The following is a 22044-nucleotide window of genomic DNA, read 5'->3' as shown; positions in this document are numbered from 1 at the left end:
GCGTCAAATTTCCGGCGATTTGTGCGTGAAAGTTATCGGCTACCATGACTGCCCTTCCAGTTCGGTCCACGCACCTTATGCAAACCATCTCGACCACACGCGACCGCTGGATTTGGGTCATCGCGGGGGCCTTGATGGCGGGAACGCTGGGCATGGAACTGGTGACTCCGCTGGGTTATGCGGTGTGGCTGACCTACTTCGTAGCAGTAGGCGTGACGGTGTTTCAGAACCGCCCGCAGGTGCCGCTCATCGTGGGCGTGCTGTCGTGTATCTTGCTGGCGATTGGTTTTCAGCTTGCGCCACCGAGCACGAATTCGAGTTTTTCCTCGGTCAATCGCAGCATTGGCGGCGTGTCGTTCCTGGCGATGGCGTTGGTGGTGATGCAGGCGATCCGCGCACGCCGGCAGGCCGAATTCGCACTGTGGCTGCAGCAGGCAGAAAACACGGTCGAGGCCAGTTTGCGCGGCGATCAGGCGCCGCAGGAGCTGGCCGACGCCGCGGTGCGCGCACTGTGTCAGACGCTGGATGCGCAGGTCGGTGCGCTCTATCGCATCGAGGGCGACCGTCTGCGACTCACCGGTGGTGCGGCGTTGCCGCCCGATCTGCCGCAGACGCTGCCAACCGCTGCCGGCCAGCTCGGCGAGGTGCTGCAACGTGGCACAGTGCGTCGCATCCGCGGCATGGACGCCGGTCATCTGCAGATTGCCTCCGGGCTGGGCCAGAGCAGCTGCCAGGAGTTGCTGCTGGCGCCGATCACCGCCGACGACCGGGTGATCGGCATCATCGAGCTCGGGCGCGTGACCGACCCACGCACCGCCGGCTCGCGCGAAGAAGAACTGTTGGCACGCTGCGGCGAGAACATCGGCCTGGCACTGCGCACCGCATTGCTGCGCGCGCAGCTGGTGGCCCTGCTGGAAGAAACCCAGCGACAGAGCGAGGAACTGCAGACCCAGCAGGAAGAGCTGCGCGTGGCCAACGAGGAACTCGAAGAACAGAGCCGTAGCCTGCAGCAGTCGCAAAGCGACCTGGAAGTGCAGCAGGCAGAACTAGAACAGACCAACGTGCAGCTGGAAGAGCGCACCCAGGCACTGGAAGCGCAGAAGCAGGCCTTGTTGATCGCGCAGAATCAGCTGGTGCGCAATAGCAACGAGTTGTCCACTGCCTCGCGCTACAAGTCGGAATTCCTGGCCAACATGTCGCACGAGTTGCGCACGCCGCTCAACAGCGCCTTGATCCTGGCCAAGCTGCTGGCCGACAACAAGGACGGCACGCTCAGCGCCGAGCAGGTGAAGTATGCGCAGGCGATCCTGTCGTCCAACAACGACCTGCTGGCGCTGATCAACGACATCCTGGACCTGTCCAAGATCGAAGCCGGGCACGTGGAGTTGGCCGACGAAACGGTCGTCACCGGTTCGGTGCTGCAACGCCTGCGCGACACCTTCGAACCGCTGGCGCGACAGAAGGGCCTGGCATTGGAGATCACGGCAGCTGCCGGTGCGCCGGCACAGTTGGTCGTCGACAACCAGCGCCTGCAGCAGATCCTCAAGAACCTGTTGGCCAACGCCATCAAGTTCACCGAACACGGCAAGGTCGGCCTGCTGGTCCAGGCATCTGCGCCGGGCCGCGTGCGCTTCGCGGTGACCGATACCGGCATCGGCATCGCGCGCGAACAGAGCGAGGTGATCTTCGAAGCGTTCCGTCAGGCCGATGGCAGCACGCGCCGCCGCTATGGCGGTACCGGGCTGGGTTTGTCGATTTCGCGCGACCTGGCGCAACGCATGGGCGGCAGCATCAGTGTGGACAGCGAGCCGGGGCGCGGCAGCTGCTTTACGCTGGAATTGCCGACCGATGGCGCACCTGCGGAGGTGATCGGCCCTGCCGATGCAGCTGCGAACGTCGCCGCGGTCGCAGCCCCGGCGTCTGGAGCCCACGTGCAACAACGCACTGGCAGCACGCTAGGTGCGCAATCCGGCGCACCTGCTCTTGCGGCGGCCCACATGGCGCCAGTGCCGATCGCATCGCCCAATGCCGCACCGATCCAGCGGGCCGACGACGATCGCGACCAACGCAGCCGCCCAGGCCGGCTGATCCTGGCGGTGGAAGACGACACCCGCTTTGCGCAAGCGCTGGTGGAACTGGCCCACGAACTGGATTTCGATTGCGTGGTGGCCCCCAACGCAGAAGAAGCCCTGCGCCTGGCCGCCGAACTGCGCCCCAGCGGCATCCTGCTCGACATCGGCTTGCCGGATGCGTCCAGTCTGAGCGTGCTCGAACGCCTCAAGCGCGATCCGGCCACACGCCATGTGCCTGTCCACGTGGTGTCCGCGTTGGAACGCAGCCAGATTGCGCTGGAGCTTGGTGCGGTTGGCTACCTGATCAAGCCTGCAACACGCGAACTGCTGGCCGGTGCGATCCGCCAGCTGGAAGAAACCAACGCACGCGCAGTGCGTCGTTTGTTGATCGTCGAAGACGACAGCGCCTTGCGCGCGAATCTGCAATTGCTGCTGGCGCGCGACCAGCTGGACATCGTGGCGGTCGGCAGCATTGCCGAGGCGATGGACCAGCTGGCAAGTTCCACCTTCGATTGCATGGTCACCGATCTGGCCTTGCCCGACGGCAGCGGCTACGACCTGCTCGAACGCATGGCCGGCAACGATGCGGTCGCCTTCCCTCCCGTGATCGTCTACACCGGGCGCGCACTGACCCGCGACGAAGAGCAAGGCCTGCGCCGGTATTCCAAGAGCATCATCATCAAGGGCGTGCGCTCGCCGGAGCGTCTGCTCGATGAGGTAACGCTGTTCCTGCACAGCGTGGAAGCCTCGTTGCCCAGCGATCAGCAGCGCCTGCTGCGCGAAGCACGCCGCCGCGACGCGGTGCTGGACGGCGCCACCGTGCTGCTGGCCGAAGACGATGTGCGCAACATCTTTGCGCTGTCCAGCGTGCTCGAACCGCTGGGCGTCACGCTGCAGATCGCACGCAATGGCCGCGAGGCGCTGGAGCACCTGGCCAAGCACGAGGTGGACCTGGTCCTGATGGACATCATGATGCCGGAGATGGATGGCATCACCGCGATGCGGCAGATCCGTGCCAATCGTCAATGGCAGGATCTGCCCATCATCGCGCTGACCGCCAAGGCCATGGCCGACGACCGCGAACGTTGCCTGGAAGCCGGCGCCAACGACTACATCGCCAAGCCCATCGACGTGGACAAGCTGGTCTCGCTCTGCCGCGTATGGTGCTCGCGGCAATGAACCCGGTAGAGCTGTTCGACCTGGAACTGCGCGTGCTGCTGGAAGCGGTGTTCCAGCGCTATCACTACGACTTCCGCGACTATGCGGTGTCCTCGTTGCGACGGCGCATGCGCCACGCAATGGCGCGTTTCGACTGCGCGCGCGTGGCCGATCTGCAGCACCGTCTGCTGCACGAGCCGGACACCTTTGCGCAGGCGATGCAGTTCTTCACCGTGCAGGTCTCGGAGATGTTCCGCGACCCGGCATATTTCCGCGTCCTGCGCGAGCATGCGGTACCGGTGTTGCGCACCTATCCCTCGATCAAGCTCTGGGTGGCAGGCTGCAGTACCGGCGAAGAAGTCTGGTCCCTGGCCATCCTGCTGCACGAAGAAGGCCTGTTGGAAAAGGCGGTGATCTACGCCACCGACATCAACCCCGAAGCGCTGAGCATGGCCGAAGCCGGCGCCTATGGCATCGATCGTATCGCGCAGTTCAGCCGTAACTATCTGGACGCCGGTGGCCGCACCTCGCTGTCGGACTACTACACCACCGCTTACGACGGTGCGGTGTTCGACCGGCGCCTGAAACGCAATATCGTTTTCGCCGACCACAGCCTGGCGACCGACACGGTGTTTTCCGAAGTCCACCTGGTGTCCTGCCGCAACGTGCTGATCTATTTCAACCGCAGCTTGCAGGATCGTGCGGTGGGGTTGTTCTACGACGCATTGGTGCATCGCGGCTTTCTCGGGTTGGGCAGCAAGGAGTCGCTGCAGTTCGGCGCGCACGCGCAGGCGTTCGAAGCCTGTGCGCGCGAGCAGCGGCTGTATCGGAAAGCCGCATGAGCTGCGCGTCTGCAGCCCAGCGTTTCGATGCGATCGTGATCGGTGCATCCGCCGGTGGCGTGATGGCCCTGCAGGCGTTGTTGTCCGGGCTGCCGGCAGACTTGCCGATGCCGGTGTTGGTCGTGCTGCATCTGCCGCGCGACCGCCCCAGCCACATCGCCGAGCTGATGGACGCGCGCTGCGCGCTGCCGGTGCGCGAGGCCGAAGACAAGCAGCCGCTGTTGCCCGGCACCGTCACCATCGCCCCGCCCGACTACCACCTGCTGGTGGAAGACCGCGACAGCCTGGCGTTGTCGATGGATGCCCCGGTGTTGTTTTCGCGCCCGGCGATCGACCTGCTGTTCGAATCGGCTGCCGATGTCTTCGGCGAACGCCTGCTGGCAATCCTGCTCACCGGTGCCAGCAGCGACGGCAGCGCCGGTGTGGCCGCGGTGCGTGCGATGGGCGGCATTGCCTGGATCCAGCGCCCCGATGACGCCGCCGCGTCGCTGATGCCCGCCTCCGCTCTCGCCCACGCCGGCGCCGATGCGGTGCTGACCTTGCAAGCCATCTGCACCCGACTGGAAGCTTTTCACGCATGAACCTTACCGCGACCGGCCTGGCTGCAAGCAGCGACGACACCGAATCGACCAAGATCCTGATCGTGGACGATGTGCCGCAGAATCTGGTGGCCATGGAAGCGCTGCTGCAACGCGACGGCATCCGCGTGCTGTGCGCCGCCTCCGGTGCGCAGGCGCTGGAACTACTGCTCGAACACGACGTGGCATTGGCGCTGCTGGACGTGCACATGCCGGAGATGGACGGGTTTTCGCTGGCGGAATTGATGCGCGGTTCGCAGCGCACCCGGCATGTGCCGATCATTTTCCTGACCGCATCGCCGAACGATCCGATGCGCGCCTTCCAGGGTTACGAAACCGGCGCCGTGGATTTTCTGCACAAGCCGATCGAGCCGCACATCATCCTGAGCAAGGTCAACGTATTCATCGAGTTGTATCAGCAGCGGCGGCTGCTCAAGGCGAGAAATGCTTCGCTCGAACGCGCGCTCAAGCTCAACGAGACCATGATGGCCGTGCTCACCCACGACCTGCGCACACCGCTGTCGGTGATCCTGCTGTGCGCCGACAAACTCGGCCTGGATGTCGATGCCGACAGTTCGGCTGCGCGCACGCTGGAACACCTGGAAAACAGCGCGCACCGCATGTCGCGCATGGTCGAGCAATTACTGGATTTTTCGCGCCTGCGCACCGATGGTTTGCCGATGCAGTTCGGCCCATGCAACCTGGGCGAGGTGGTGCACAGCGTGGTGGGCGAAGTGGCGCAGGCCAATCCGCACACCACGATCGACCTGCGCACCGAGGGCGACCTGGATGGCGATGGCGACGGCGACCGGTTGGCGCAGGTCGTGTCCAATCTGGTCGGCAACGCGGTCCTGCATGGCGGACGCCATCCGGTGCAGGTGCATCTGGATGGCCGCGAACACGACACCCTGCGCCTGTCGGTGCGCAACGCCGGCAGCATTCCCGACAGCCTGATGCCGCGTCTGTTCGAACCGTTCAAGGCCAGCTTCCATGCAAGCCAGGGGCTGGGACTTGGCCTGTTCATCGCCGACCAGTTCGTCAAGGCACACGGCGGTACGCTGCAGGCGCGCAACGAGGACGGCGACGTGGTGTTCGAGGCAAGATTACGCCGCCACAACCTGGCAGCCTGACCGCCGCACTGTGGCGGCGACCGCGTTGCCGTTGCTCGCGCAGCTTTGCGACCAGCGCATCTTGGCCGATGCACTGCCGCGGCCTCCAGCAAAAGTGCTTGCAGGGCGCTGCCGTCGATCGAGGCACGACAGATCCGCGGCCGCCGCGCCAGCGAGCCCGACAGGCAGGACCTCGGCAGTGCGCCTGACAGCCCAGGCGACAGCCAGCTCAAGCAGTGCCGTTGCACCCCATGCACAGTATGCTCGTGCGGCCAGCGCGCTGGATGCACGCTCCTGCCCCACTGCTCTCCAGTTGTTGGTCGCACCAAATATCCCTTCTTGGTCATCCTCACGTGCACGCCGTGCAGCCCATCTGCGGAGGTGGTTATGTCGTATATCGATGGTTTCGTGCTTGCCGTCCCCACGGCCAACAAAGAAGCCTTTATCGCGCATGCCCGCATGGGCGATGCGGTCATCATGGAGTACGGTGCCCTGCGGGTGGTGGAGTGTTGGGGTGACGATGTCCAAGCGGGGCAATGGACCGACTTCTATCGCGCAGTGGATGCCACCGCCGAAGAGACCGTGGTGTTTTCCTGGATCGAATGGCCGGACAAGGCCACCCGGGATGAAGGCATGCGCAAGATGATGGAAGACCCACGCATGGACCCGTCGGTCAATCCGATGCCGTTCGATGGCAAGCGCATGGTCTACGGTGGCTTCGTACCGATCGTGGCGCTGGGTCAATCGGCTTGAGCGATGCAGCGCGCGATGGCCCCGCGGGACGTTGATCAGGCATGCGCAGGCTGGTACTGCCGCTGCGTTCGGCACGGAATCGTTTGTGGTGATCGCTACACTGGCGGCATGCAGCATGCGCCGCCAGCGATGGCCGGAGATAGCGCAGGCAGCGCCGCCGACTGGAGACCCACATGACCGACGCACCGCTACTGATCGCCTGTCCGAGCTGCGCTGCGATGAACCGTATTGCGCCCACGCGCCTGCGCGATGCACCCAACTGCGGCAGCTGCCACAAGCCGCTGTTCCCGGGGACGCCGGTGGCCTTGTCGGCTGCAGATTTCGACAAGCATGCGGTGCGCAGCGCATTGCCGTTGGTGGTGGATTTCTGGGCGCCCTGGTGCGGGCCATGCCTGAGCATGGCGCCGCAATTTGCCGCAGCCGCCGCAGCATTGGAACCGCAGGTGCGCCTGGCCAAGGTGGATACCGACCTGCATCCGGCGCTGGGCACGCGCTTTGGCATCCGCAGCATTCCCACCTTGCTGGTCATCCAGGGTGGCCAGGAACTGGGCCGTCATTCCGGCGCGGTGAGCAGCACGCAAATCGTCACCTGGGTGCGCTCTGTCCTGAGCAAGCGGTGACGCAACACGAAGGTCAGCTGCGCATGCACGCAGCTGGCCTGCCCACCTGCAGGAAACATCACTGCGGCGCAGACGCCGCAGTGACTGCAATCAGGCGATCAACCCGTCACTGCCAGTTGACGTTGACCGACACCCCGACGACACGCGGCTCGTTGTAGACCGCGGCCATGTAGTTTTCGATCACGCCCTTGAGGTTCTTTTCGTTGGTGATGTTGCGCGCGAACGCCGCCACTTCCCACGCACCGTAGCCACCGGTGTAGCCCAGCTTGAGGCCACCTTCGAAATTGCCGTCGGAGCGGAATTCGGTGGAGTCGTACAGCACGAAGCTGGTCTGGCCCTGCTTGTTCCAGTCGGTGGACACGAAGAACGCGCCGTCGTTGCCGACCGGGATGTCGTAGCGCGCGGCCAGGTTGAGGTTGTACTTGGGCGCGTTGGGCAGCGGGTTGCCGTCGATCTGGGCGAAGGTGTTGGCACCTACGCGAATGGTCGGGTCGTTGACCGTGCACACCACCACGCCATTGAGCGCGCAGACCTGGGCGTAGACGCGCTCGTCGTGGATTTCGCTATGCAACAGGCTCAGGCCGGCGGTGATCGACAGGTTGGAGATCGGGCGCCAGTCCAGATCCGCTTCCATGCCGTAGGCCTTGGCCTTGTCGGCATTGAACAGCACGCCATTGCCGTCCGAGTCGTTGCCGTTGAGCTGGATATCGTCGACCGTGTAGGTGAAGCCGCTGACATTCAGGCGCAGACGGTTCTCGAACAGGCTGCTCTTGATGCCGGCTTCCCAGGACAGGATGGTTTCCGAATCGGCAGTGGTGAAATCGGAATTGAACACTGCGCTGCGGCCCTGGATGGTGGGGCCGCGGAAGCCGCGCGCAACGCGTGCATACACACTCAGCTGCGGATCGATCTCATACATCGCGCTCAGATCCCAGCTGGGCTGGGTATCGGACATGCGCACATCGCGCCGGCCGCGGTAGGTCACCACACCGGCCGCGGTATCGGCGGTCTTGAGCAGGCGGGTTTGCTTGGTGTCCTTGGTCTGGCGGATGCCGGCAGTCAGCGTCAGCGCGTCGGTCGCCTTGTAGCTGAGCTGACCGAAGCCGGCCCACGAGGTATTGGTATTGCGCAGGCGCACCCAGTTGTTCGGGTTGCGCGCGGCGGTCTGCAGGAAATAGGCACGCTGATAGAAATCGGTGATGTCGCGGCCGTCGAAATAGAACGCGCCCACCTGCCACTGCAGGGCGTCGTCGCCTTCGCTGGCCAGGCGCAATTCCTGCGTGTACTGGTCCAGGTCGCGGATCTGCCCCATCGACTGGCCAAAGCCGTTCGGCACGCCATTGACCGGGTAATTGGCGGCAGCACCGCCATCGGTGTCGCCACGGCTGTAGCCGGAAGTGGTTTCGTAGGCGGTGATGGAGGTCAGCGACACGCCACCGAAGTCGTAAATCGCCTTGAGCGAGCCGCCATCGGTTTGATACGCCTGCGGGTTGTCGTGCCCTTCGTCGTAGGCCACGCGGTCGCGCGGCACGTCCACCTTGTCGCTGCCACGCGTGATCGCGTTGCGCAGGAACAAGGTGGACGTGCCGTCGTAATCGCGCGTGTGCACCGAGCCCAGCAGCGAGAACGCATCGTTGGGCTTGAGCGAGACCTGCAAGCGCGCATTGCGGTCGTTGTAACCGCCCATCGCGTCCTTGCGCGGCGTGCGCGTGCCGTCGGCGCTGCTACCGGCAAAGGTGTTGTCCACCCAATCGTCGCGGTGCTGGTACAACGCGGACACACGGAACGACAGCACATCGTTGATGGGGCCACCGAAGCCGCCATCCAGCGAGAGAGTGTTGTAGCTGCCGTAGCTGGCGTTGACGCGACCGGTGTAGGTGTCGCTGGGCTTGACCGTATCGAACTTGACGATGCCGGCGGTGGTGTTGCGCCCGAACAGCGTGCCTTGCGGGCCGCGCAGCACTTCGACCTGGTCCACGTCATAGACCGGATTGGATTTGAGCACGACATGCTCCAGCACCACATCGTCCTGGATGATGGACACCGGCTGCGAGGCACCCAGGTAGAAATCGATATTGCCCAGGCCACGGATATAGAAGCGCGGGAAGATGCGCCCGGTGGTGGTTTCGGCGTAGAAGCCCGGTACGCGGCCGGAAAGCGCCAGCAGCGTGTCGTCGCCACCGGCGGTGTAGTCGCGCATCGCTGCGCCCTGCACCACGCCGACCGAGACCGGCACGTCCTGCAGGTTCTGCTCGCGGTGCTCGGCAGTGACGGTGACCGTGTCCAGCGCGGTGGGGCTGGCTTCGCCCTGGGCCGCCGGCGCTTGCTGCGCAGACGCGGTTGCCGCCAACGAGGCTAGCAACAGGCACGCGCAGGCACGCGCGAGCGGCGTGCGCTGCAAGGCGGTGCGGCGGCGCGCAGCGACCTGTGCAATAGCGGACACCGGCAACGAAAAGACAGGCGAGTACAACGGCATGCGGACTGATCCTAGAAGTGATACGAGGTGATGACACAGCGTCGAAGCCATTTGGCATGGCATGCCTGCTGGCGGCGCCGCGTGGCGCCGCGTGGCGCCGCGCGCACGATATGTCAGCAATGTTGCAGCGAAGTGGCAGCGCCCGATCACCGCACGCCGCCACGCGCGTGCAGGCATGCCATCACGCAGCGCTGGCATCGCAAAACGTCATGCCACGCCGCCCTGCGTGCTGTCATGCTGGTGTCGTACTGGCGTTGCGCCAGGGCATGGCACACGGGGATCTCTTGAAACGACTCGCATGGATGGCCGGCCTGCTGGCCGCATTGATCTGTCAGCTGGCACAAGCCGGCACCGCGTTGATCACGCAGATCGATTACCAAGGCGACGATGGTGGCCCCGTGCCAACTGCCGCGCAATACCGCAATCCGGTCGTGGCCGGCTTTCATCCGGACCCGTCGGCGGTGCGCGTCGGCGACGATTTTTATCTGGTGAATTCCAGTTTCGGCTACTTCCCCGGCCTGCCGGTCTTCAAGAGCAGCGACCTGGTGCACTGGAACCAGATCGGCAACGCGATCGACCGTCCAACCCAGATCAACTACGGCAACGACGAACTGACCCGCGGCCTGTTTGCCGCCAGCATCAGCCACCACGCTGGCACCTTCTATATCGCCAACACCTGTTTTTACTGCGATGGCGGCAATTTCCTGATCACCGCCACCGATCCTGCCGGGCCATGGTCCGATCCGATCTGGCTGGACGCCAAGGGCATCGACCCCTCGCTGTTTTTCGATGACGATGGCAGCGCCTGGCTGGTCAACAACGACGTGCCGGCCGGCAAGATGCGCTACGACGGGCACCGCGCCATCTGGCTGCAGCAGCTGGATCTGGCCAGCATGAGGTTGGTCGGCACCCGTCAGGTGATCGTGGATTCCGGCTTCAAGCCGGCGACCAATCCCGAACACATCGAAGGCCCGCATCTGTTCCGCCGCGATGGCTACTACTACCTTACCGCGGCCGAAGGCGGCACCGGCGAGCAGCATGCGCAGATGATCTACCGCAGCCGCCAGATCGCCGGGCCATACGAGACCTGGAGCGGCAATCCGGTGCTCACCCAACGCGACCTGGACCCGTCTCGCACTGCGCCGATCACCTCGGCCGGGCATGCGCAGTTCATCGAACTCAAGGACGGCACATGGTGGGCGGTGTTCCTCGCGACGCGCCCTTACCGCGGCAATCACTACAACCTGGGCCGGGAAACCTTCCTGTTGCCGGTGCAATGGCGCGATGGCTGGCCGGTGGTGCTGCCGCATGGCGCCGCGGTCCCTGCAGTGACCGCGCGCCCACCTTTGCCGGCGGGCGTGCAGACCCTGCCGACCACCGGGCCGATGCAGTGGAGCGAACGCTTCCAGGATGCGCGCGTGCCGATGCAATGGATGACCATCCACCCACCCGCGAGACCGTGGTATCAGCCCGGCGCGCAAGGTTTGCGCGTGACCCCGGCAAAGGTTGCGCTAGGCGATCTCGGCCGTGGTCCGCCGGCCTATCTGGGTCATCGCCTGCAGCACCATCACGCCACCTTGGTCGCCACCTTGGTCGCCAGCGTGGATGGCAGCGCGCTGGCGCCAGGCGAACAGGCCGGTCTGGCGATCGTGGCCAAGGAGAGCAACTTCCTGGCAGCGATGCTGGTGCGCGAGGACAGCGGCGCTGCGGTGGTGCTGTATCGCCGCGCCGGATCGCAACAGCCCGGCACCGGCACCGAACTGGCACGCGCCCCCCTGCCCGATGCCACGCAACCGGTGAGACTGCGCTTTGCGCTGGATGCCGCCCGCGTGCACGTGGATTACGCCGTCGGCCAGGGGCAGTGGCAGACGCTGCTCGAACAGGGCGATGCAAGTGTGCTCAGCACCGAGTCGGCCGGCGGTTTTCTTGGCGCCACATTCGGGCCGTACGCGTATGCGCGCTGAGCGGCGTGCAGGAACGGGGCTGCACGCGTGGTGCATGCAGGGTCCCAACGCCGGCCGCGCCCGCGCCGCAGCTACGCATGCATTTCAGCAGCCGCTTAACGCCCTACGCCCGCGCCAGGACGCTGCTGTCGAGCATCTGCCCCACCGTGTTGAGCAGATCGTTGAGGCTGAAAGGCTTGGGCAGCAAGGCCATGCCTTCTGCGAGAAATTCTTGCCGCGTGGCCGCGTTTTCGGCGTAGCCGGTAATGAACAGGACCGGCAGACCCGGGCGTAGCATGCGCGCCACATCGGCCATGTCGCGCCCGTTCATGCCGGGCAGGCCGACATCGGAGACCACCAGGTCGATATGCACCTCGGTGCGCAATTGTTCCAGCGCGCCGTTGGCATCCTCGGCTTCGATGACCTGGTAGCCGGCATCGCTGAGCACTTCACTCACCATCATGCGCACCACGTCGGTGTCGTCTACCAGCAAGATGCGCTCGTTGCGCGTGCGTGGCACGCTGGGCGCCGGTGGCGGCAACAGCTCGTTGGCCGAGAGCCCACGCGGCAGCAACAACGCCACCGTGGTGCCACGGCCCACGGTGCTGGTGATGCGCGCGGTGCCGCCGGATTGACGTGCGAACCCGTAGGTCATCGACAGACCCAGGCCGGTGCCTTCGCCGATGGGTTTGGTGGTGAAAAACGGTTCGAACACCTGGTCGAGAATGGCCGGCTCGATCCCACTCCCGTTGTCGATCACCTTCACCGCGACATAGTCGCCGTCGTCCAGTTCCGGATCGTTGTGCGCAGTGTAGGCCGCGCTCTGGATGCGGATGGTGCCCTGCCCTTTCAATGCGTCGCGCGCATTGATGACCAGGTTGAGCACCACGTTTTCGAGCTGGTTGGCATCGGCTATGGCCACCAGCGGCGTGGATGCAAGCTCCAGCTCCAGCGCGATGTTTTCGCCGATCGAGCGCTGCAGCATGTCTTCCAGCGAACGCACGCGGATGTTGACGTCGAACGGTTGCGCGTCCAGCGATTGCTTGCGTGCGAACGCCAGCATGCGCTGGGTCAGCGCGGCGGCGCGGTGCGCAGAGCCGGTGGCGATCTCGGCCAGGCGCGGCACCCGTTCGATGCGGTTGGATTCCACTGCGAGCTGGATCATGTCCAGCCCGGAGATGATGCTGGTCAGCAGGTTGTTGAAGTCGTGCGCGATGCCACCGGTGAGCTTGCCCAGCGCTTCCATCTTTTGCGCCTGCAGCAGCTGGATTTCGGTGTGCTGGCGCTGCGCGATCTGATGCGCGAGCTCGCTGGTGGCGGTATCCAGTTCCTGGCGCTGCTCGCGCTCGCGCAGGCGCTGCTCGGTGACGTCTTCCACCAGCAACAGCCCCAGATCCGGCTCGCGGTAGGGCGACACCCGCCATTCGGTTTCGCAGAGCTTGCCATCGCGCAGCAGCGACAAGGTGCCGCTCCAGCGCTCGCGCTGCGCCAACGCAGTGGTCAGGGCATGCACAGCGGCGGCCTGATCCAACCCGGCGGCGTGGATCGCGGCGCCGGGCGTGGCGCTCCCGATCAAACGCTGGAACGCGGCATTGGCCTCGTGCATGTGCAGGTTGGCATCCACCACCGCAATCGGCGCGCTGATGTGTTCGAAGATTTCGCGGAAACGCGCCTCGCTGATCCGCAGCGCCTCCTCGGCGCGGCGTGCGCGCAGTAGGGTGCGCAACGTGGCCAGCAATACGTTGGGGTCGACCGGATGGATCAGGTAGGCGTCGGCGCCGGCATCCAGCCCGGTGATCATGTCGCCGGTGGCGATCGAGGCCGCCGAGACATGCACCACCGGGAGCAATGCGGTGCGCGGCTCGGCACGCAGCGTCCGCACGATGTCGAAGCCACTCATGTCCGGCAGGTTGACGTCCAGCAACACCGCAGAAAACGTCTGCGTGGCCAGTTTCGCAAGCCCCTCGGTCCCGGTGCCGGCTTCTTCGATCACGAACTGATGGTGTTCGAGCACGCGCCGCACCGAATAACGCGTCACCGCGTTGTCGTCGACGACCAGAATGTGGTGCTTACTGCCCACGTGTCTCCTCCGCTGCCAGGGTCACCGGCAGCACCACGTAAAATTCAGAACCCTGCCCGACCACGCTGTTGGTCCCCACCCGGCCGCCCAGCAATTCGGCGAACCGTTTGCAGATCGACAACCCCAGGCCGGTGCCGGTCAGGCGTTTTTGCAGCGGCGAGTCCACCTGTACGAAATCTTCGAACAAGGCCTCGTGAAGCTCGGCCGGAATGCCGATGCCAGTGTCCTGCACGCCAAAGCGTACATGGCTGTCGCCTTCCAGCTGCGCAAACACGCGCACCTGTCCCTGCGGGGTGAACTTGAGCGCATTGGATATGAAATTGCGCAGGATCTGCGCCAGCTTCTTGTCGTCGGTGTAGAGCATCGGCAGTACCGGCGGATCCTCGAAGATCAGCGTGGTACTGCCCATATCGGTGAGCGGCCGGAACATGCCGCGCAGCGCCGCGAACAGGTCCATCAGGTCGAACCAGCCCGGCGAGATGGTGATGCGCCCGGCCTCGATCTTGGCCAGGTCCAGCAGGTCGTCCACCATCTCGGTGAGCTCACGCGCCGAACCGCTGACAAAGCGCACCTGCTTGAGCTGCTCGGCGTTGAGCGGCCCGTCCATGCCGTCCTCCAGCAGCCGGGTGATGCTCAGGATCGAGCCTAGCGGGGTACGGAACTCGTGGCTCATGTACGACAGAAAGCGGCTCTTGAGTTCGGACACGTCGCGCAGCTGTTCGGCCTGCTGGTCGAGCTCGGCATACAAGGCCAGCACGCCTTGGTTGGTTTCTTCCAGCTCTTCGCGCAAGGCCTGGTTCTGCTGGCGCAGGCTTTCAAGTTCAGCCATCTCGGCTGCCGGCAGATCGGTGGTTGAATTCATTGCATGCCTCCCAAGCGCATGACGAACACGCAGCAATCGTCGCGGCCGCGCGCGTAATCGCGTGCCAGCACTGCGGCAATGATGCGTGGATGGCGCGACAGCAGGCCCGGGTGATCGCGCAGGGTCCAGCGCGATTGCAGGCCGTCGCTGTGCATGACCAGCAACTTGCCGGCCGCGTGTGGAAAGTCGAACGGTTGCGCCTTGCGGAACTGAACCCCGACGATGCCAGGGTGCGAGGGCATGCCGCGCACCCCATCGCCATCGCACAGCGAGGCGACGATATTGCCCACCCCGGCAAAGCGCACCTGGCCGCTGCCGGCATCGAACTGCATGACCGCCGCCGCGCCACCGCGCGTGCCGCTCATGCCGGCATGCAGGCGCGCGATGCGCTCGCCGGGCTCGCCACTGGCCAGCGCCGCCGCGCGCGTGCCGGCATCGGCGGCATCGGCCGCGTCTGGCCCGTGGCCCAGGCCGTCGATCACGCTGACGGTCACCCGTTGCGCATCGATCGCCAAATGCCAGCCATCGCCGCACACCACTTCGTTATGCAGCGGTACGCGTAGCGCGCCGTAGGGCAGATCAAGCTCGGCGCGTGGCTGGGCGAACACGCGTGCCAACACGATCGCACCCTTGGCATCGGAAGACGCATCCAGCAGCTGCGCCTGGCGCTTGATCGCACCCAAACCGGTGCCCGGCGTTCCGGCGGTGGAATAGCCATCGCGCAGGCCGTCTGTAAGCGCGAAGCCCGGGCCGTCATCGATGGCGCACAGCTCCACGCCCATGCCGCCGTCGCGCGCGGCCACCGTGGACAACTGCAGGCAGCCGCCACGCCCGTGCTTGACCATGTTGGTGGCAAGTTCGGTGGCAACCAGTGCCACCCGGCCACAGCTGGCTTCATCGAAGGCGAGCATCTGCGCCAAGGCGGTAGCCTCACGGCGCGACTGTCCGACCTGGCTGGTTTCGTCGACACGAAACGAACGGGTCACCAAGCCGGTAACGTTCACTTCCATTTGGTGATGGTGATTCGCGTGCCTTCGCCCGGCGCTGTGTCGAGCACGAAATCGTCCACCAGCCGCCGGCTGCCGGACAGTCCCAGCCCCAGGCCACCGCCGGAGGTCCAGCCATCGGTCAAGGCGAGTTCCAGGTCTGCAATGCCCGGTCCCTGGTCGCGGAACGTCAGCTGCACTCCCTTGCGAATGCCGCTTTCAACCAGTGCCCAGTCCATGTCGCCGCCACCGCCGTAGATCACGGTATTGCGCGCCAGTTCGCTGGCCGCGGTGACCAGCTTGGTTTGATCGACCAGCCGCAGCCCGCATTGCACCACCAGTTTGCGCACGGTCTGCCGCGCCAGCACCACATCCTGCTCGGTGCGCACCGGTTGCGAGCCGGCCGTCATGGAGCCGCATCGGGTTGCTGCAGCAGGCGCATGCCGCGCTCGACATCGAGCGCGGTGCGCACCGACGGCAGGGTCAGCCCCAACTCCACCAGGGTAATCGCCACCGCCGGCTGCATGCCCACCACCACGGTTTGTGCGCCCATCAGCGTCGCCAGCCCGGAGATGGTGCTGATCATGCGCCCGATGAACGAATCGACGATATCCAGCGCGGAAATGTCGATCAACAGGCCGCGCGCAGAGGTGGCGCTGATCTTCTCGGACAGATCGTCTTGCAGTTGCAGCGCCAGCTGGTCGTGCATGTCCACCTGGATGGTGACCAACAACAGATGGCCCATCCGCAGGATCGGAATACGCTCCATGTCAGTCCGCCCTGCTGACGGCCACGCCAGTGCGCTTGAGCGCCAGCGCCAACGCATCGGCCAGGTTGGCCTTGGTCACGATCCCCTGCAGGTCCAGGCCCAGATGCACGATGGTCTGCGCAATCTGCGGGCGCACGCCGCTGATGATGGCGTCGGCCCCCATCAGCCGGATCGCGGTCACGGTCTTGAGCAGATGCTGCGCCACGAGGGTGTCCACGGTTGGCACGCCAGTGATGTCGATAATGGCGATTTCCGAGCCGGTGTCGACAATGCGCTGCAGTAGCGATTCCATCACCACCTGGGTGCGCTGCGAATCCAGCGTGCCGATCATCGGCAGCGCCAGCACGCCCTCCCACAGCTTCACCACCGGGGTGGACAGCTCCAGCATCTCTTCCTGCTGACGCACGATGATGTCTTCGCGGGTCTTCTGGAAAACCTTCACGGTGTACAAGCCCAGGCGGTCGAGCAATTCCGACAACGCCCACAACTGCTGCCCCAGTTCTTCCGGGCGACTGGCGTATTGGCGCTGCACCAACGCAAACAACACACGCTTGAGCGAAAAGATGAAGTTGGCGGTTTCCTGCGAATCGAAACCACGCGTGGCGCGGTCGCGCGAGAGATTTTCCAGGAAGCGGCGCACCTCGCTCCATTCGGCACTGTCCAGGCTGCTACCGTCGTGCTTCAACGACGCCACCAGCAAGCGCAGGAATTCGCCGGCCTGCGCTTCGAATTCCTGCCGCGACAGACGCGCATCGCTGCCCAGGCTGGACTCCAACCATGCGGCCAACAACGCGTGTTCCTGGTCACCAATCGCATCGATCGAGCGCTGCTGCAATGCCACCATGAGATCACCCACCAAAAGAAAAGAGGTTGGGCATGCGGGCTGGACTGCGCCCTGACCGACGCGGCGCCCCCACGCCGATGCGTAGCAGAATAAAGCAATTCAGATTGGCCAACCAGCGAGCCAACCTGTAGCAGTCATCCGGGCCCAAGAGCGCAGTGTGACATTGCCGCGCACATGCCGAACGTGCGCCGGTCCACGCCTGCGGACATGCGCTGTTCCGCTGCAAGTGCCTGGCGAAACGGGAAATACCCGCGGACAGCCGCCATCCCTGCCCCGCATCACCTGCAGTGCGTGGTGCCACCGGTTGCGTGTTGTCACCGGGCCGGGCATGCGCACATTGCGGCCGCCGCCGGGGTACGTACACCGGCCGAAGCGCTACGGCAGTGACGAGGCGATCTGCCTGCGCGCTGCGCTCGGACGCAATACGCTCAATTCAGAAGGCACGCTGAAAGCGCGGCGTTGCATCCAGGGTGGCGCCGTATAGCGACATGAACGCCGCCAGCAAACCCATGAATGGATTGGCAGAATCCCCGACAACAGATGCATCGCTATGCATCAAAAGTGACGCCAGAACGCACGCCACACACCCCGAATGCCCAATCCCGGCGGCGATCGCATGACCGGCCGCCGCCGGATAACGCGAATCGCCGCCCTACAACCCGTAACGCTCCACCGCATCCAGATGCGGCTGCGGATCCTGGCCGCAGGCCTCGGCAAGCCGCAGCCAGCACATCGGATGCGACCAGCGCGAGGTCGTGCATCGCAGGACGCGATGCAGTTCCTGCGGGGCGAGGTTTTCCGGAAGCGCCACGGTGAACAACACGCCCGGCAGTCCGGATGTTGCATCCTCCGGGTCGAACGCATCCGGATGGTCCGGGTCGACCACGCGGTAGTCGTCGCGACTGTGCAGCCACATCTTCCAGCCGCGCATTTCCATGTCTGCACGCATCGCCTCGATGACCTCGTCGCCAGGATGCACGCCGTCCACCAGCCAGCTATTGGCATAGCCACCGGCTTGCAGCACATGCACCTGCGCGTAGGTCGGCACGAAACGCTCGCGTTCGGCTTCGTCTTCCGGCGGCGAATACAGCAATTCGGCATCGAACACCACCCAGTCACCGACATGCTGGCGCCGATGCGCAGGCGCGTTTTCGACGATACGCGCAGTCACCGGGCCGGTGCGGCGCGCGTAGTACTCGGCCACTTCGCCATCATCCATGCAACGAATGATCACCCAGCCCCAGGTCTCTTCGACTACGCCGCTGGTGCTGCTCAGCTCCATGCCAATGGCCTGCGCAGAGGCACGCACCGCGTCCCAATCCTGCGCCGCGCTGGCCGCCGTCATGTGGTCCCAATGCGCAGAGCGCGGCTCTTCCAGCAGCTCGGTGAGTTGCCGATAGACCGCGGCGGCCTCGGCAAACCGGCCGGCGTTGAGATACATGCGCGCCAGCAGCCCACGCGCACCATGCGAGCCGGGTGACAGTTCCAGCAGTGCGGTGCAGGCCTGCTCCAGCGCCGGCCAATCGGCCAGCCGCTGCGCCAGCTGCGCCTCGCACCACAACGCCGCCACCGGCGCCTGTGGGCGATACAGCTGCGTCAACCGGCGCAGACCTGCTTCGTCGCCGCGGCCGAGCAACAGATTCATCAGACGGAACGTGGGGCTGGTTTCGCGATCGGCATGCCGCTGCACGAATGACCACAACAGTGCGATGGCTTCTTCGTCGGCCGCGCAGGCGCTCAAGGCCGATGCGGCGGTGTCGACAAGCTCGGCATCGTCCGGACACTGCGCAACGGCCTGCAGCAGCCACTGCGCTTCGCGCTCGGGATTGCGCACGACATCGTCGCCTTGCGCGTTCAACCATTCCAGCAGGTGTGCGGCCGGCGCCGGCGCGGCCTCACCCGCAGGCGCTGCATCGATGCGCGCGGCCAGACCATCCAGCAACTGCGTTGCGCCGCGGTCGTGACGCAGCTTGGGAAGATGCGCACGCGCAAGCGCCAGATGCCGGCGCGCGGTCCACACCGCGCCGCGTTGCAGTGCCAGCCCGATCGCAAGCTCGGCTGCCTCGATCAGGATGCGATGCGCGCCAACCTGCGCGTAATGGTCGAGCATCTGCTGCACGCGGCTGCCCAGGTCCCAGCTATTGCGCTCGGGCGCGCGCGCCACCAGCACCGCCACCGCACGCAGCCAGTGCAGGCGATAACGCGGCGCAATCTCGCGCCATGGCAGCAGCGCTTCCATGGCCTCGTCATCGCGCTGCAACAGGGCCAACGCGCGCGCTTTCTGCAGGCGGCGCGGCTGGCTGCAATTGGCCCACTCGGCGCCTTCGCGCGCGGCGTCGCGTTCGCGCTGTTCCACCAGCGCCAGCGCGTCCTGCGCACGCCCAAGCGCAAGCAGGATCGAGATGCGCATGTCCGGCACGCCGTCGTAGATTTCACCGCCATGGGCCAGGATGGTCTGCGACTGCTGCTCCAGATACTGCAGCGCCGCGTCACCGCGCCCGTCGTCGAGCAATGCGTCGGCTTTTTCGCAGCTCAGGCACTGGTAACACGACCAGCTCGGGTCGATGCGCCCCAGGGTTTCGTCGCACACCTCGATGCGTTCTTCCACCCAGCCCGGGCCATCGATGTTGGCGTAACACGCGGCCAGATCCTGGGTCACGCAGACCGATTGCGGGCACTCCACTGCGTCGGCGCGATGCGCACGCTCGAACAGCGCCACCGCATCGCCCAGCGCACGCTCGCCTTCGCACAGATTGCCGACCCGGTTACGCATTTCCCAATGCCCGACGAACACCTCCAGCCACGGGTTGGCCAACGTCTTGCCCAGCGCACGCGCCTCCGGCAACAAGGCCTCGGCGCGGTCGATCTGCAGATCGCAGATGTGGTCGGTCAGCCGCGTCAGCAGCTGCGCATTTTGCGGCTGGCCGGCTTCGCCCAGATCGTCCTGCAGCTTTTCTACCCAGTTCCAGATTTCCATCGTGTCGCTCCTGCGATGCGGCGCTCAGCGCGCCAGCAATTGGGTCACGGTCCCAGCGAAATCGCCGAAGGCCTTGTTGAGATCGGAAACGCCCGATTCGGTGCTGCCCGCCTGCGGCTGCGTGCGCCCTTGCGCCGAGACGATCACCTTGAGCGCGCGCAGCAAGCGTGCCGCCACCGCTGCCTGTGGGTTGCCTGCGCGCTGCGCGTCCAGCAAGGCCTGCAGCGCGGGATTATCCAGATTCAGATACAGCCGCTGGGTCTGCCGCGCTTCGATGCGCGCGGTGAACTGCCGCGCCAGGCGCAACGCGGCGGTGGACACGCGCTTGTCGCTCTCGTCCTGCTCCAGGCGGCGTTTGAGCTCGGCCTCGCGGTCGGGCACTACCACCAACGGCAGTTCCTGCGGACTGAAACGCGCAGGCACCAGCGCTTCGCCATCGCCCAAATGCTGTTCCAGCCAGGCCAGTTCGTCGGCCGGCAGCGTATCGAGGTGGAACAGCTGGCGGTTGCCCTGCTCGGTGCCCAGCTCGACCAGACGCACACCCTTGGCCTGCGCCCAGCGCCGCAGAAACGGCACCACCGCATACCGGTTGCCATAGGCGACCGGCACGCCCATCGCGCGGAACAGCATTTCTTCGAAACCGCTGTCGCTATCGAGGATCACGTGCACCGCGCCGCGCGATGGCAATTGCTGTGCCGGCAGATCGCCTTGCGATGTCGGTACCCGCACGTGTTCCAGCAGTAATCCGAACAGGCGCTCATCGCACAACGCTGCGCCCAGCAGGGCTTCGTTATGCCGCAGCAGGATGCGTCGCCATGCCTCCGGTTGCTGACGCGCCACATCGGCCAGGCCCTGCACCAAGGCTTCGGACAAGGCGTGCTGCACCGCGCTATAGACCGTATCGCGCTGCAGATCCTCGCGGCTTGCGGTAGGCGTCAACCGATTGGATTCGATCACCCCACCGATGAAGCCCGCCCACGGCGGCAGCAGTTCGCGCGCGTTGTCATCCAGCAACATGCCGCGCAGGAAGACCGAGAGATTGCGGTTGTCGCTGGTGCCGTAGGTCGCACCGTCCTGCACCCACAGCAGGCCGACTGCATCGCTGCCCTCTTCCGCACGTACCGGCATGCAGCACAACGGCTCGAAATTGCGCTCGAAGCGCGCGGCGAACTCGCGTTGACGGCGCCAGGCCTGCACCGGATGCAGCGGTGCGGCGTCCTGCACGCGCCACGGCGGCGGCTCGGGATTGATCGGCTGCGTCGCAGCGCCGATCCAGATCGGCTCGCGCAACAGCGCGCAATAGCGCGACAGAATCTCGCGCAGCCGTCCTTCCTGAGCCAACGACAGATAGTCGCTGTGCAACTCCAGCACCACCTCGGTGCCCACCTGCGCACGCGCAGGAATCGGGCTGACCGTGTACTGCTCGGCGTTGCTGGAGATGTAGCAATGGCCCAGCGTGGGGGACTGGTAGGAGGTGGTGCGCACGGTCACCCGCCGCGCCAGCACGAAGGCGGACAAGAAACCCAGCCCGAACATGCCGATCAGGCCGCTGTCCTCGTGGCCGCCCTGGCGCAGCCCGCGCGTATATCCCACGCCCACGGTAGCCAGGTAGTCGTGGATCTCCTGCTGGGTCAGTCCGGCACCGGTATCGACGATGCGCACGATGCCCTGCGCGGTATCGGCATGCACCTCGATGCGCGATTCGCCGTCCCAATCGGGTTGTTCCAGACGACGACGCAGGATGGAATCGTGCGCGTTCTGCACCAACTCGCGCAGCGCCACCACCGGGGTGGAATACAGGTGCTTGCTGAGGACCGACATCAGTCCATTGAGATCGACGCCTGCCCGGCGGATCTGCGAGGCGTCGGTCGCCCCGGGAGTGGGATCTTGCATGATCGGTCGTCGTTTCCTCGGCGACGACGCCCATCCTCGGACGCGTCCCCCTGGGTGCCAGTGCCAGCCGGAAAGGATAGCC

General features: G+C 65.3%; 16 protein-coding genes. 7 read left to right on the top strand and 9 right to left on the bottom strand.

What is annotated here, in order from left to right:
- Positions 1 to 77 precede the first annotated feature (77 nt).
- The 6 genes from AMD14_RS07025 (at position 78) to trxC (ending at position 7132) form a co-directional block, all read left to right on the top strand.
- Positions 78 to 3251, top strand: a complete 3174-nt coding sequence (locus tag AMD14_RS07025) for a response regulator (RefSeq protein ID WP_015462967.1) — start codon at positions 78 to 80, stop codon at positions 3249 to 3251.
- Complete coding sequence (locus tag AMD14_RS07020; protein ID WP_026006954.1) at positions 3224 to 4072, top strand: CheR family methyltransferase; 849 nt, start codon at positions 3224 to 3226, stop codon at positions 4070 to 4072. Before AMD14_RS07025 ends, AMD14_RS07020 begins: the two co-directional genes overlap by 28 nt.
- Positions 4069 to 4653 carry a chemotaxis protein CheB gene (locus AMD14_RS07015; protein ID WP_003484254.1) on the top strand — a complete coding sequence of 195 codons (585 nt, stop codon included), beginning with the start codon at positions 4069 to 4071 and terminating at the stop codon, positions 4651 to 4653. Before AMD14_RS07020 ends, AMD14_RS07015 begins: the two co-directional genes overlap by 4 nt.
- Positions 4650 to 5780, top strand: coding sequence for a hybrid sensor histidine kinase/response regulator (locus AMD14_RS07010; protein WP_003484256.1), 1131 nt, complete (start codon positions 4650 to 4652; stop codon positions 5778 to 5780). Before AMD14_RS07015 ends, AMD14_RS07010 begins: the two co-directional genes overlap by 4 nt.
- A 366-nt stretch (positions 5781 to 6146) precedes the next feature.
- Positions 6147 to 6512 (top strand): DUF1428 domain-containing protein, encoded by a 366-nt coding sequence (locus AMD14_RS07005; protein ID WP_005923552.1) that lies wholly within the window; start codon positions 6147 to 6149, stop codon positions 6510 to 6512.
- Between the two features lie 173 nt (positions 6513 to 6685).
- Entirely contained in the window at positions 6686 to 7132 is a 447-nt protein-coding gene (gene trxC, locus AMD14_RS07000) for a thioredoxin TrxC (protein WP_011050813.1), read from the top strand.
- A gap of 106 nt (positions 7133 to 7238) precedes the next feature.
- On the opposite strand, the gene AMD14_RS06995 is transcribed toward trxC, so the two are convergent.
- A complete protein-coding gene (locus AMD14_RS06995) occupies positions 7239 to 9608 on the bottom strand; it encodes a TonB-dependent receptor (protein WP_011050812.1) in 2370 nt (789 codons plus the stop codon).
- Between the two features lie 302 nt (positions 9609 to 9910).
- Between AMD14_RS06995 and AMD14_RS06990 the strand changes: the two genes are divergently transcribed.
- On the top strand, positions 9911 to 11572 hold the full coding sequence (locus tag AMD14_RS06990) for a glycoside hydrolase family 43 protein (RefSeq protein WP_045714560.1): 1662 nt from the start codon (positions 9911 to 9913) through the stop codon (positions 11570 to 11572).
- A 103-nt stretch (positions 11573 to 11675) separates the two neighbouring features.
- On the opposite strand, the gene AMD14_RS06985 is transcribed toward AMD14_RS06990, so the two are convergent.
- The 8 genes from AMD14_RS06985 to AMD14_RS06950 all read right to left on the bottom strand — a co-directional run bounded on the left by AMD14_RS06985 (position 11676) and on the right by AMD14_RS06950 (position 21962).
- Positions 11676 to 13631 carry a response regulator gene (locus tag AMD14_RS06985; protein ID WP_003484266.1) on the bottom strand — a complete coding sequence of 652 codons (1956 nt, stop codon included), beginning with the start codon at positions 13629 to 13631 and terminating at the stop codon, positions 11676 to 11678.
- On the bottom strand, positions 13621 to 14493 hold the full coding sequence (locus AMD14_RS06980) for a sensor histidine kinase (RefSeq protein ID WP_040260405.1): 873 nt from the start codon (positions 14491 to 14493) through the stop codon (positions 13621 to 13623). The genes AMD14_RS06985 and AMD14_RS06980 overlap by 11 nt, the downstream gene beginning before the upstream one ends.
- Positions 14490 to 15503, bottom strand: a complete 1014-nt coding sequence (locus AMD14_RS06975; RefSeq protein ID WP_011050809.1) for an ATP-binding protein — start codon at positions 15501 to 15503, stop codon at positions 14490 to 14492. Before AMD14_RS06975 ends, AMD14_RS06980 begins: the two co-directional genes overlap by 4 nt.
- Positions 15494 to 15889, bottom strand: coding sequence for an anti-sigma regulatory factor (locus AMD14_RS06970; RefSeq protein WP_003484271.1), 396 nt, complete (start codon positions 15887 to 15889; stop codon positions 15494 to 15496). Before AMD14_RS06970 ends, AMD14_RS06975 begins: the two co-directional genes overlap by 10 nt.
- Positions 15886 to 16248: an STAS domain-containing protein gene (locus tag AMD14_RS06965; RefSeq protein ID WP_005928774.1), complete on the bottom strand. Its 363-nt coding sequence runs from the start codon at positions 16246 to 16248 to the stop codon at positions 15886 to 15888. Before AMD14_RS06965 ends, AMD14_RS06970 begins: the two co-directional genes overlap by 4 nt.
- A gap of 1 nt (position 16249) precedes the next feature.
- The gene (locus tag AMD14_RS06960; protein ID WP_005914660.1) at positions 16250 to 17092 is read right to left on the bottom strand and encodes an STAS domain-containing protein; all 843 of its coding nucleotides are present in this window, start codon (positions 17090 to 17092) and stop codon (positions 16250 to 16252) included.
- 652 nt (positions 17093 to 17744) lie between these two features.
- Positions 17745 to 20069 (bottom strand): tetratricopeptide repeat protein, encoded by a 2325-nt coding sequence (locus AMD14_RS06955; protein ID WP_011050807.1) that lies wholly within the window; start codon positions 20067 to 20069, stop codon positions 17745 to 17747.
- A 24-nt stretch (positions 20070 to 20093) separates the two neighbouring features.
- Entirely contained in the window at positions 20094 to 21962 is a 1869-nt protein-coding gene (locus AMD14_RS06950) for an ATP-binding protein (protein WP_011050806.1), read from the bottom strand.
- Between the last annotated feature and the right edge of the window lie 82 nt (positions 21963 to 22044).

It is taken from the genome of Xanthomonas citri pv. citri, assembly GCF_000961215.1.
GTDB classification, from domain to species: Bacteria; Pseudomonadota; Gammaproteobacteria; order Xanthomonadales; family Xanthomonadaceae; genus Xanthomonas; species Xanthomonas cissicola.
This window is presented reverse-complemented; position numbering and strand designations above follow the sequence as displayed.